Source organism: Variovorax sp. Soil_C_19 (assembly GCF_057657255.1).
This window is the reverse complement of sequence record NZ_JBDGIV010000013.1, coordinates 20677-32940: the sequence shown is the minus strand read 5'-3', so window position 1 is coordinate 32940 and position 12264 is coordinate 20677. Positions and strand designations below refer to the sequence as shown.

General features: G+C 63.4%; 12 protein-coding genes. 8 read left to right on the top strand and 4 right to left on the bottom strand.

The genetic code is table 11. The features are described from left to right. The first annotated feature begins 227 nt into the window (after positions 1-227). The gene (locus AC3A6R_RS21245; protein ID WP_487865495.1) at positions 228-1208 is read left to right on the top strand and encodes a LysR family transcriptional regulator; all 981 of its coding nucleotides are present in this window, start codon (positions 228-230) and stop codon (positions 1206-1208) included. A gap of 14 nt (positions 1209-1222) precedes the next feature. On the opposite strand, the gene AC3A6R_RS21240 is transcribed toward AC3A6R_RS21245, so the two are convergent. Continuing rightward, positions 1223-4015, bottom strand: a complete 2793-nt coding sequence (locus AC3A6R_RS21240) for an ATP-binding protein (protein ID WP_487865494.1) — start codon at positions 4013-4015, stop codon at positions 1223-1225. Between the two features lie 101 nt (positions 4016-4116). After that, positions 4117-4563 carry a nuclear transport factor 2 family protein gene (locus AC3A6R_RS21235; protein ID WP_487865493.1) on the bottom strand — a complete coding sequence of 149 codons (447 nt, stop codon included), beginning with the start codon at positions 4561-4563 and terminating at the stop codon, positions 4117-4119. A gap of 263 nt (positions 4564-4826) precedes the next feature. On the opposite strand from AC3A6R_RS21235, the gene AC3A6R_RS21230 reads away from it, so the two are divergent. Next, the gene (locus tag AC3A6R_RS21230) at positions 4827-5525 is read left to right on the top strand and encodes a response regulator transcription factor (RefSeq protein WP_487865492.1); all 699 of its coding nucleotides are present in this window, start codon (positions 4827-4829) and stop codon (positions 5523-5525) included. Between the two features lie 42 nt (positions 5526-5567). Here AC3A6R_RS21230 and AC3A6R_RS21225 read toward each other — a convergent pair whose 3' ends face one another. Continuing rightward, positions 5568-6383 carry a DsbA family oxidoreductase gene (locus AC3A6R_RS21225; protein ID WP_487865491.1) on the bottom strand — a complete coding sequence of 272 codons (816 nt, stop codon included), beginning with the start codon at positions 6381-6383 and terminating at the stop codon, positions 5568-5570. Positions 6384-6484: 101 nt separating this feature from the next. On the opposite strand from AC3A6R_RS21225, the gene AC3A6R_RS21220 reads away from it, so the two are divergent. The 6 genes from AC3A6R_RS21220 to AC3A6R_RS21195 all read left to right on the top strand — a co-directional run bounded on the left by AC3A6R_RS21220 (position 6485) and on the right by AC3A6R_RS21195 (position 10391). Next, positions 6485-7429, top strand: coding sequence for a catalase family peroxidase (locus tag AC3A6R_RS21220; protein WP_487865490.1), 945 nt, complete (start codon positions 6485-6487; stop codon positions 7427-7429). Positions 7430-7457: 28 nt separating this feature from the next. Beyond that, a complete protein-coding gene (locus tag AC3A6R_RS21215; RefSeq protein ID WP_487865489.1) occupies positions 7458-8213 on the top strand; it encodes an SDR family oxidoreductase in 756 nt (251 codons plus the stop codon). A gap of 40 nt (positions 8214-8253) precedes the next feature. Then, positions 8254-9237, top strand: a complete 984-nt coding sequence (locus AC3A6R_RS21210; RefSeq protein WP_487865488.1) for a quinone oxidoreductase family protein — start codon at positions 8254-8256, stop codon at positions 9235-9237. A 19-nt stretch (positions 9238-9256) separates the two neighbouring features. Beyond that, the gene (locus AC3A6R_RS21205; protein ID WP_487865487.1) at positions 9257-9583 is read left to right on the top strand and encodes an NIPSNAP family protein; all 327 of its coding nucleotides are present in this window, start codon (positions 9257-9259) and stop codon (positions 9581-9583) included. Between the two features lie 13 nt (positions 9584-9596). Beyond that, on the top strand, positions 9597-10034 hold the full coding sequence (locus AC3A6R_RS21200; RefSeq protein WP_487865486.1) for a cupin domain-containing protein: 438 nt from the start codon (positions 9597-9599) through the stop codon (positions 10032-10034). 99 nt (positions 10035-10133) lie between these two features. After that, positions 10134-10391, top strand: coding sequence for a ubiquitin carboxyl-terminal hydrolase 14 (locus AC3A6R_RS21195; RefSeq protein WP_487865485.1), 258 nt, complete (start codon positions 10134-10136; stop codon positions 10389-10391). A 193-nt stretch (positions 10392-10584) separates the two neighbouring features. On the opposite strand, the gene AC3A6R_RS21190 is transcribed toward AC3A6R_RS21195, so the two are convergent. Next, positions 10585-12258, bottom strand: coding sequence for an electron transfer flavoprotein-ubiquinone oxidoreductase (locus AC3A6R_RS21190; protein ID WP_487865484.1), 1674 nt, complete (start codon positions 12256-12258; stop codon positions 10585-10587). Positions 12259-12264 lie beyond the last annotated feature (6 nt).

Genomic DNA, 12264 nt, shown 5'->3' with positions numbered 1-12264 from the left:
TGACGCGGCCTGCTCGGGCCAATACCGCGAAGTGGAGCGTAGGCGGGGGCGCGCCTTGGCGGTAGGGCGGCCGGGGTGTCTGCTGTGTTGCGCTCAGCGCACCAATCCACGCTGCGCAGTGCACGGCGTCTCCGCCATGTGGCGGATTTCACATGGCGGTCGCCCCGTTCAAACTGCAATGCATGAGAGCGCGCCAAGGCGCCCTTTTTCCAATCGAAGGAGTCACCATGCTTTCCGTTTCCCACGGTCTTTCTCCGAACAGCGGCGGCGACACGCTCGCCTCGAGCTTTGCCACAAGCTACGCAGGTGTAGTCACATTCATCATGGTCGCGGCCGAGGGAAGCTTCGCGCGAGCGAGCGACCGCCTGGGCGTCGGCCGCTCGGCAGTCAGTCGGAGCGTGCAGAAGCTGGAGGCGAACCTGGGCACACGTCTTTTCCACCGGACGACACGGTCCACGACGCTCACGCGTGAGGGTGAGCTGTTCTATGCAAACTGTCGTCCCGGCGTGGAGCACCTTGTGCAGGCACTCAGCGAAATGCGCGAACTGCGCGAGGGTCCGCCGCGCGGGCACCTGCGCATCAGCTCCACCGTCGGCTTCGGCCGCAAGGTGGTGGCGCCCCTGCTCAAGGGCTTCCGTGCCGCGCACCCGGACGTTACCCTGGACCTGCTGCTCGACGACAGTTTGAGCGACTTCGCAGCCGAAGGCGTGGACCTCTCCTTTCGCAGCGGTCGGCTGGAGGACAGCCAGATCATTGCCAAGCAATTGATCCCGATGCAGATGCTGCTCTGCGCCTCGCCGGCCTATGTTCAGGCGCACGGCCTGCCGGCAAGCGTCGACGACATCGCGCAGCACCGGTGCATTAACTTCCGGTTGGCCTCAGGACGAATCTTCGAATGGGAGTTCAAGGTGGCCGGAAAGACGCAAAAACTGCTGCCGCGTGCCTCGCACAGCTTCAACGACGCAGACCTGGTCCTGCAGGCCGTGCTCGACGGCCAGGGCATCGCGCAGATGGCCGCTTACCAGGTGTGCGATTCTCTGCGCTCGGGCGAGCTAGTCTCCTGTCTCGCGCAGCACGCACCCGATGATCGCGGCCACTATCTTTGCTACCAGAGTCGCCAGCACTTACCGCAACGCATTCGCGCTTTTGTAGACTATATGACGGTGAGCACGCGCACGCTCGACCTGCAGTGCGGCGGAGACTGTTGAGGCTGGCCGCCAGCTCAGCCGGTCCCGGATGGGCTGAGTTCGTCGAGGCCGTCCTGTCGGCTGCGAACCTCCGCCAGCGTGGCAAGTGCGCGAAGCTCCCAGGCCTTGGCGCCTTGCGATGCGGCCAGCGCGGCAGCCTGAGCGAGCAGGGTAGCTGCTTGATTCCATTCGCCGCGCTTGGCCAAGACACTGCCGTTCGTCCGCAGCGCCTCTGGACGGTGGAGGTGGTCGCCGCCGCTATCGATGCGACGAATTGCCTCGTTGCTCGCTGCAAGGGCTTCTTCGTCCAGGCCAGCACCCGACAATGCTTCTGCCAAGGCGATCACGAACGTAGTCGAGAGCATTTCGTAATGGTTGGACTTGAGCTCGCGCAGGCATTCCCTCAACAGCGGAACGGCCGCATCGGGTCGGCCAGCTCGAATCAGCATCTGACCTTGGAGGCCCTGCGCAACCGCGAGGTATGGGCCGAGCGAGTGCAGTTTTGCCTGAGTCGACAGCTTTTCGAGTACCTCGGCCATGCGCACCGAGTCTCCTTGCCATACGAACACTGCACCGGCCCAGATCAATGCAATGCACAGTGTGGCAGGATGGTCCAGGCGCACAGCTTCGTCGATCGCCCGAGATGCCTCGGCCATTGCTTGCGCGGTTTTACCCTGCAGCCAAAAAGTGCGCGCTCGTCCGCAGAGCGCGCGCACATGATGGTCGAACCCGAAATGGGTGGCCGTTGAAAATCGATCAGTGCTGGCGCCGGATGCGATTACGCGTTGCCACCGGTGGTCTGCCTCCGCAAGCTCCCCGACCATGTGCAGCGCAACGCCAAGCATCGAGTCGGAGATCGCCACTGTGTCGACGTCGTGCGTGGCTGCCACAACGATCTCCGCTTCGCGCGCCGTTTCAAGGGCACCTCGGAAGTCACCGGCGCGGTGCCGGGCCATCGCCAAGCTGTTCAAGATGCGGAACTGGCTGTCGGTGTCATGCAAAGCCTGGGAGATCTCCAGTGCGCGCGCGAAGGCGCGCTCGATCTCGTGCCGATCGCCACCCGTGAACGTCAGGGCTTGGCCGAGCACAGTCTCCAGGTCGAGTTCGCGCAGCGTTCCGCGCGAATCGTCGGGAAGGTTGCGCAGAGCCAACGACACCCAGGCCGCGCATTCCACCAGAAGCGAGAGCGCAAGGAAGATGCGAGCCGACTCAGTGACCAATTCGCAACCCAGCGCAGGATCTCTGCCGGCGGTCAGGCAGGTGCTGAGCGCGACGCGCAGGTTGCCCACTTCAACGGCCTCGGTCTCGCGGTCGGAGCCGCCAACCGCGTTGCGCTCCCGGAGCCACTGTGCAAAATACGCGGCATGGCGCAGCGTGGTTTCACCTGTCTCGCCGCTGTCGAGCAGCTTACCGGAGGCGTACTCGCGGGTGGTGTCCAGCAGTACGTAGCGCAATGTGGTGCCGCCCGCATCCACGTTCAGCAGTGATTTACTCACGAGGTTTCCGATCGCCTCGGAGGCGTCGGCAATGGCGATGTCCTTGCCCGCCACAACGAACGCAGCGGCTTCGAGGGAAAAACCGCCGACGAACACTGAAACTCGTCGCAGCGCCGCGCGTTCGGTGTCCGTCAGCAAGTTGTGGCTCCAGTCGAGAGTGGCGCCTAGCGTCTGCTGCCGCGGCACAGCGGTGCGCCGGCCATGCCACATGAGCTTGATGCGGCGGTCCAGCAGGTCCACGATGCCGCGCAGGCCATAGGCTTCGAGCCGGCCGGCGGCCAATTCAATGGCCAGTGCGATCCCGTCGAGCTCTCGGCACAACTTGGCGACCAGAGGTGCGTCGGCGTCGCTCAGGACGAAATCCGATCCACTCGAGGCAGCGCGATCCACGAACAGGCGGACAGCGGAGAAGGAAAGCGCCTGTGTCGCGCTAAGCTCGCCGGTGGCCGCGGGGTAGTCCAGTGGCGCTAGACGATGTACGTACTCGCCATCCACCCGGAGGGCCTCGCGGCTGGTGACGAGCACGTGCACCAGTGGCGCATCGCGCACTAGCCGCTCAGTCAGCGCGGCGACGCTGTCGATCACGTGTTCGCAGCAATCGAGCACGATCAGCGTCGTGCGGTGCGCGAGATGATCAGCGATGCCTGCGGCACTGTCGTTAGCGTGCAGCGTCAGTCCCATTGCGGCAGCGAGGGTGGGGGATACCAGCGCGGGTTCGTTGATCAGCGACAGGTCCGCGAACACGACGTCGCCGCCGAAAGAGTCGACCAGCGCATTGGCCGCGGCGATGGCAACGGTCGTCTTGCCGATCCCGCCGGGTCCGACGATGGTGACGAACCGGCGCTGACGCAATTGTTCCACCACCACCGAAATGGCATCGCTGCGACCGACAACCGAAGCGGCGCTGGCCGGCAGGGTGCGCGAAAAAGACGCTAGCGCCGCGCCGCGGCCGCTCGTGGGAGGGGAGCCACCCTTGCTGCGGACCACAGGAAACACGAAGGAGTAGCCTCGACCTGCAATGTTGGTGATGTAGGTGCTGCCCGAGCCGCCGTCGGTCAGGGCTTTCCTGAGAGCGACAAGGTGAAAACGCAGGCTTCCCTCTTCGACGACGGTGTCTGGCCACACCCGGGCGAGCAGCGTCTTCTTGCTGACCACTTCACCCGCGGCTTCAGCCAGCACGACCAGCAGGTCCAGTGCGCGGCCGCCGAGTCGCACCGGCGCACCATCGCGCTCCAGGCGACGCTCGGCAGGAAAAAGATTGAAGGGGCCGAACGAAAGTCGCTCCGTCGCGGACGTGATCGTCCGCGCAAGGGCAGGAGGGCCTGCGCTCACAATGTCTTGACAGGTGGATACAACACGCAGCGGATACTACTTGAGCTCTCAAATCCTGCGTGTAGCAAGTCCTTTTGCTGCAGGTAGCGCGTGGGTCGAGGTCACGGCCTTGGATCTGGCGGCCAGACCCGGATTTCCGGAGCGGCGTCGGCCTGGAGCTTGCTCAAGATGATCAGGCGGCAGATCAGCCCGTTGTCAATGGAGAAGTGAAAGTCCAGGATCAACGGAGTTGGAAGGCCGGTCTTGTCGAAGTCGCCGGTAATTTCGGCCGTCACCACGGTGTCCTCGAAGTGCCGAACCACGGCCCGTAACGTCAGCTGCAGCCTGGCGCCGACGACCTCCGTATCGAGCCATGCAGAAATGGCCGCCAGTCCCCAGAAATCGCGCAGTTGGTCGTTAACCAGCGCCTCCTTTGCGAACAGCGCGACCAAGGCGGGATGGTCCATGGCGTTGACGGCGCGAACGAAGGCAGCCACAGGCGGCGGAAAATCGCACTCTTGAAGTGCGGCCCGTGCGACGAGCGCTTGTGAAGGGACGGCAGGTGACATGACGCCATCATCAGCCATGCCGCGCGGCCCGGATGGCAGCTGTTGTTAGGCGTTGTTAGCGGGTGGCACAGATGGCCCTGCACGGCGCTTGCAGGCGAGCTGCACATCGGGCAGGTGTTCGAAATGTGTTGGCGAGGGGCGCTAGCAACGACTTGCAACCGATAACTCGCTTCCCTGCGCTGATCCGGCCACGATGACCGCAGTGGGAGCAGGAGCAGAGGCTCTCGCACCGTATCGATCCAGAACGACGAGGAATACACACCATGAACGCTTTCGAACCACCTGCAGTTGCCGTTGTCGTAACGCACCCGGAGCCGCTAATTGCCGCAGGGCTGGTGACTGCGCTAGAAGGACATCCCGGCATAAAGGTGACCCGCGATTCGGTGGAGCAAGGCCAGGATCTGATCTATGCCGCGGACATTCTGGTGACCGACTTCAGGAATGCCATGGCATTGCGTGCAGCTACGGCCGAGGCGGACGGCGGCTGGATCTTTAAACAGGCCAAGCTGCTGATCGTGACCGATTTCGACCGCGAGCACGAGATCCGCTTGGCGCTCGAACAGGATGTGGAAGGCTACCTGCTGCAGGGCTGCGCGCTGGAGGAGCTGGTGCGCTGTGTAAGAACAATGGCGCAGGGCGGCCGCTACATGACGCAGTCGGTCGCGCAGTGCATGGCCGAAAGCCTGACTCGACAACCGCTCACCACCCGTGAGACGGACGTGCTCAGGCTGCTGGCGGTGGGGCAGTGCAACAAGACCATCGCGCGTGAGCTCGAGATTTCGAGCAGCACTGTCAAGTCGCACGTGCAGGCGATCCTGCGGAAGCTGTCCGCCACGAGCCGCACTGAAGCGATCAGCCTAGCCGATCGCAGGGGCCTGCTCGGAAGTCGTGCAACGCGACGACACGCTCAGGAGACGGTGCGCCGCCGTGACGGTGGCGCCTCGCGTGCCGCCTATGGGTGAAACCGGAGGCCGCCAAATGCGGGCCAGGACCACTAGCCCATCTCAAGCCTGTGCGGCTATTTCCCGGATCGCCTGCTCGAAAATCGCGGGGGTCTGGCCTCCCGAAATCAGGTGCTTACCGTCGATCAGTATGGCTGGGACGGAATGGATCCCACGCGAGCGCCACATGCGTTCTGCATCGCGTACCTCCTCGCCATAGCGATCGGACGCCAGCACCGCCTGGGCCTCCGCGCGGTCCAAACCCGCCCTCTCCGCTGCATCCGTCAGCACCACTGGGTCCGACACATTGAGGTTCTCAGTGAAATTTGCGTCGAACAGACGGTGCTTGAACTCGGACTGTCGGCCCTTGCCGGCGGCCCAGTGAAGCAGCCGATGGGCATCGCGCGTGTTGTAGATGCGGCTGTGCTCGGACACCAGCATGGTGAAGCCTACCTCCGCGGCACGTGCCCGAAGAATGTCGCGGTTCGCCTCGGACTGCGAGCGGGTAGACCCGTACTTCTGGGCGACGTGTTCAACGATGTTTTGGCCCTGCGGCGGCATCGTGGGATTCAGCTCGTAGGGGTGGAAATCGATCGTGGCGTCCACGACATCGCGAGTGCGTCCGAGCGCTGTTTCTAGGCTGTGCAGGCCGATGGCGCACCAGGGGCAGGAAACATCGGAAATAAAGTCGATCTTCATGGTCTGGCTCATGTGCTTACCTGTTGCGTCGGTGAAAGAAGAGGGCTGCCGGACATCGTAGGCAGCGGCGTAAACGCTTAGTAGCCCCGCTTGGCGAACCGGGATGTTGCGCAACAAACACCAATGGAAAAACGCACCCGTGGATTGGTGCGCAACGTTCAACACGGTGGCGAGCTGCACGTGGCTTCCGCGGCCGACACCCCTTGCCTACGATTTCCGGACGCCGCGCTGTGTGGCTACGAACGAGTCCGCATGGCCCGCGATTCCGATGAGGAGAGCAGATGAACACCCTACACGCTGACGCGAGCATCTTCGGTAGCGCCACGCCGGCTGAGATCGTTAGTGCGCTGAAGGCAGTCGCTGGCGAGCCTCCGAAAGTGCGTGCCACGTTCGCCAAAGGCCAATGCGTTCGTGGCACTTACATGCCATCGGAAGATGCCGTGCAAATTACCAGCTCCCCGAGCTTCAACCGGGCGTCCGCCGTCGTTGCCCGTTTCTCGGTAGGTAGTGGCAATCCCAAGGTCGCCGACAACAATCGAGCGGTGCTGCGGGGATTTGCGTTCAGGCTCGGCAACGAAGGCGAGAGGTCCACGCTGGTGATGGAGAGCGCGCCGGTGCACTTTGCCAGGAGCCTGGACCAGATGCTGACATTCCTGAAAGTTCGTGCACCGGGCCCCGACGGCAAACCAGATCCAGAGCGGTTGAAGGCTTTCTCCGACGCGAACCCGGAAACTCTCAACCAGGCCCGCTTTGTGGCCTCAAAGCCCTTGCCGGCGAGCTTTGCGGGCGTGACCTACTGGGGTGTGCATTCGTTCCCGGCGACTGACGCGAAGGGGCAGGTCCGATTCGTCAAGTTCAAGCTCGTCCCGGTCGACGGCGAAACCACATTGACCGAGGACGAGGCCCACGCCGCGCCCGCGGACTTCCTGATCCAGGATTTGGAAGCGCGCATCGCTGCGCACGCAGTGCGCTTCGATCTGCTTGCGCTGCTGGGCCACCCCGATGACCCAACCATGGACGTGACACGCCGTTGGCCGGACGAGGATCAGCGCGAATTCGTTCGCCTCGGAACCCTCACGATCACCGCGTTGGACGACAACGCGTCTTGCGACCGAGCCGCGTTCAACCCTGCGGAACTGGCCGTCGGCATTGGTCATCCGCAGGATCCGATTTTTGTGGCGCGGCACACGGCCTACGCCATTTCACTGTCGAAGCGGCTTAGCTGACGCGCCGACATCAACCCAAGGAGAAACTATGAAGATTTCAGTTATGGGAGGCACAGGCTTTATCGGCGGCAAGCTGGTGAGCGTGCTTCGGGAGCGAGGGCACGAGGTGGTGGCCGCGTCGCTGGCAAGCGGGGTCGATGTGATCACCGGTGCGGGGCTCAACGCAGCCCTGCAGGGCGTGGATGCGGTTGTTGACGTGCTGAATGCTCCGTCGTTCGAACCAGCGGCCGTCCTGAAGTTCTTTGAGACTTCTACGCGCCATCTGCTCGAAGCAGAGGTGGCGGCACGCGTTAAGCATCACGTGGTGCTCTCCATCGTCGGCATTGAAGGCCTGCCGGACAACGGCTACTTCCGCGCCAAGGTGGCGCAGGAAGCTCTGGTGCGCGCTTCGGCCGTGCCCTTCACCATCGTGCGGGCGACGCAGTTCTTCGAATTCATCGGCGGGCTTGCGCAGACGGACGCAAAGGACGGCAGCCTTCGGCTGACACCCGCGCTCATGCAACCTGTAGCCGCGGACGAAGTGGTCGCCCTGCTCGCCGACACCGTCGTCGGGAAGGCTCGCAACGCATTGATCGAAATCGGCGGCCCGCAGCACATCCCCATGGCCGATGCCGTCGCTCAGTGGCTCGTGGCTCAAGGCGATCCGCGCGAGGTGGTGCGCGATCCACAGGCCCCGTACTTCGGTGCCGTGCTGGCCGCGGAGTCCCTGGTGGCGGGCAAAAACGCACGAGTAGCCGAGACGACGTTTTCCGACTGGCTGCGCAACTCCGTCGCAGCCGGCTGAGCCCTCAGAACAAACAACCACAACGCGAAAGATCATCGACATGAATCAAAAAGTTAAAGCGGCCCGCATCCACGAATACGGCGGTCCGGACGTCCTGAAGTTCGAAGACGTCGAACTAGGTGAACCCGGCCCCGGGCAGGTTGTGGTCAGGAACAAGGTGCTCGGCCTGAATTTCGTGGATGTGTACTACCGAAGGGGCAGCTTCCCCGTCGCGGCACTTCCTGCCATCCTCGGCAACGAAGGCGCGGGCGTCGTGGAGGCCATTGGCCCCGGAGTAACCTCGGTCGCCGTTGGCGATCGCGTAGCCTATTCCGACGACATCAACGGCTCCTATGCGACGGCGCGTCTCTATGCCGCCGACCGGCTGGTCGCCATACCGGTTGATGTGACCGACGAGCAGGCCGCATCCGTGTTGCTCAAGGGCCTGACGGCGCGGTACCTGCTCAAGGAAATGTTGCCGTTGAAAGCAGGTGACACCGTTCTGTATCACGCGGCTGCGGGCGGCGTCGGCCAGATCGTGGCGCGGTGGGGCAAGGCCATGGGGTTGAAGGTCATCGGGACGGTATCGAACGATGCCAAGGCCGCGGTAGCGCGGGCGTCCGGCTGCAGCGAAGTCATCAACTACCGCACGGAAAATTTCGTCGATCGCGTCATGGAAATCACTGCAGGCCGCGGCGTTCGTGCTGTGTTCGACTCTGTCGGCAAAGACACTTTCAAAGGCTCGCTGCAGGTGTTGGCGACTCGCGGAATGCTTGTCGTCTTTGGCAAGGCTTCGGGTGATCTGCCGGACATCAACCCTTTCGAACTTGCGCCGAGGGCGCTTCAATTGGCTTGGCCGGTCCTGCCGCACTACGTCGCCACGCGCGAGCAACTGGTCACCGCTGCGGCGGACCTGTTCGATGCGGTCGCTTCCGGCGTCGTGGATGCAACACCCGCTCGCGTTTACCCCTTTGAGCAACTGGTCCAGGCCCATCGCGAGCTCGAAGAGCGGCGCACCGTGGGCTCGGCAGTGTTGAAGCTTTGAGGCTTGCAGGCCGCAGATCATGATCTACGAACTTCGCACTTATCACGCAATGCCAGGAAAGATGGTGGCGTTGCATCGCCGCTTCTCCGACTTGGTGGTCGGGCTGCTCGCCAGGCATGGAATTGATGCATTGGGCTTCTGGACCGACGAGATCGGTCCTAGCAACCACACAGTTACCTGGCTTGTCAGGTTCGCCGATGTCCAGCAGCGCGAGCGGTGCTGGAACGCCATGACAAGCGATCCCGAGTGGCTCGAGGGCTTGACCAGGAGCGAGGTGGACGGTCCGCTGCTCTCACATTGGGAGAACCGTCTGCTCTCACCCACTGCATATTCAAATCTGCGCTGAATCCATTTCCTTCATGACCCTTGACCTTTTCCGGAGAAACCGAATGATTAAACCACTGGTGTTTTGCGCCGCCTTGGCGGCGCTGTCGATGACGAGCGCTCTGGCCGAGTCCGCGGCGAAGGTGTCGCTTGTCTTCGACAGGCCCATTCCCAACGTGCCTGGTAAAAGCATGCGGGGCGTGCTGGTCGACTACGCGCCGGGCGCGAGCTCGCCGTCGCACACTCACCCGCCTTCCGCGTTCATCTACGCGACCGTTCTCGAAGGAGAGGTGCGGAGCCAGATCAACAGCCAGCCCGAGCAGGTACTCAAGGCCGGCGAGAACTTCTACGAAATGCCCGGCGACCACCATGGCGTGAGCGCCAATGCCAGTGCGACAAAGCCCGCGCGTGTGCTCGCCGTGTTCGTCGTCGACACCGGCGAGAAGACGCTGACCACGGCGGATCCACGCTAGCGCCGCCAGGATCGTTGTGGAAGAGGCGCTCGCGCGCCTTCCACATGCGTGCTGTGGAATCCGCACCCTCCCGGTCTCTGCCCGACCTCAAGGAAAAACATGAACACCCTCTGCACGCATCGGGATCAGATTCGTCCAGTCGTTCCGAACACCGACGGCTGCGAAGAATGCCTGCGCCTTGGAGGGCGCTGGGTTCATCTGCGTATCTGTCTGGTCTGCGGGCACGTCGGATGCTGCGACTCGTCCGACGGCAAGCACGCAACCATTCACTTCCACGAAACTGGCCATCCGGTCATGCAGTCGGCCGAGCCAGGCGAATCATGGCGTTGGTGCTATGTGGACCAGAAGATGATCTGAGCCGCGTGCGGCTCAGCAACAAGGCGCCGTCTTCGACGGGCATCCCCGCCGCGCGTTCGATGTCGGTAAGCGGGATTCGAAGCTCTGCCGGATACAGGCCCACACGCGTTTGCGGCGGTCTGGCGTGAGGAAGCTTACGGCTCGCTCACTGTTCCGGAGTTGTTCATTCCGCGCAAGAGGTGTGCACTCCGGCCTACATCGACGTGTAGGTCGGGCCACCGCCCCCTTCGGGGGCCACCCACACGATGTTCTGGGTCGGGTCCTTGATGTCGCAAGTCTTGCAATGGATGCAGTTCTCAGCGTTGATCTGGAGCCTGTCGCGGCCTAAATCGTCCTTGAGGAACTCATAGACGCCGGCGGGGCAGTAGCGGCTCTCCGGGCCGGCGTACACGTGCAGGTTGACGTCGACCGGAACTGCTGCATCGCGCAGCGTCAGGTGAACCGGCTGGTCCCCAGAGTGGTGGGTGTTGCTCAGGTGCACAGAACTCGGCCGATCGAAGGTCAGCACCCCGTCAGGCTTCGGATAGGCGATGCGTGGGCACTCATCGGCCGGGCGCAGGCTCTGGTGATCGGGCTGGCTGCCGTGCAGCGTCCAAGGCGGCGCCGCAATGCCAAGCCTAGGCAGGAGCCATTGCTCGATGCCGGTCATCAGCGTGCCGACGAGCGCGCCTTTTTTGAACCACAGCTTGAAGTTGCGCGACTGGTTCAGTTCTTCTCGCAGCCAACTGCCCTCGAACGCGTGCGGGTACGCCGCTAGTTCGTCTCCCGAGCGGCCTTCGTGCAGCGCTGCGCATGCCGCCTCCGCCGCCAGCATGCCGGTCTTGATCGCGGCGTGGCTGCCCTTGATGCGGGCGGCATTCAGGTAGCCCGCGTCGCAACCGACCAGTGCCCCGCCGGGAAACACGGTGCGCGGCAAGCTCTGCGGGAAGCCGTTGTTGATGGCCCGTGCACCGTAGCCGAGGCGCTTGCCGCCCTCGATGTGCCGTCGAATCGCGGGGTGGGTCTTCCAGCGTTGGAATTCATCAAACGGGCTCAACCAGGGATTGCTGTAGTCGAGCCCGATGACATAGCCGAGAGCGACTTGGCTATTGTCGAGGTGATAGAGAAACCCGCCGCCGAACGTCCGGTTGTCCATCGGCCAGCCGGCGGTGTGAACGACCAGCCCCGGCTTGGACTGGGCGGGATTGACCTCCCAGAGTTCCTTCAGCCCGATGGCGTAGCTCGTCGCATCGCGGCCTTCGGCTAGGCCGAAGCGTTCGATCAGTTGCCGCCCTAGCTGTCCGCGTGCGCCCTCCGCAAAGATCGTGTAGTGGCTGCGCAGCTCGACACCGGGCTGAAAGGCCGCGGTGCGCTTGCCATCGCGGCCAACACCCATGTCGCCCGTCGCTACGCCCACAACACGCCTTTGTGCGTCATGAAGAACCTCGCTAGCAGCGAAGCCCGCAAAGATCTCGACGCCCATGCTCTCCGCATGCACGCCCAGCCACTTGACAAGTTCTCCCAGCCGGACGACGTAGTTGCCCTCATTGCGGAAGCACCGGGGTATTAGAAAGGCCGGCGTGCGAAGAGAGCGGTGCTTGCCGAGGAACAGGAACTCGTCCCGCGTGACACGCTGGGCGACCGGCGCGCCCAAGGTTTTCCAGTCAGGCAGCAGTTCGTCCAGGGCCCGTGGGTCCATTACCGCGCCTGAAAGCGTGTGCGCGCCGAGTTCGCTGCCCTTTTCGAGTACCGCGACCGAGATGCTGGCATTGATCTGCTTGATACGGATAGCGGTCGCCAGTCCTGCAGGACCACCGCCCACGACGACGACGTCGAAGTTCATCGAGTCACGCGATCCGGGCGCACGCGGGGAGAGCGGGTCGGTCATCGCCCC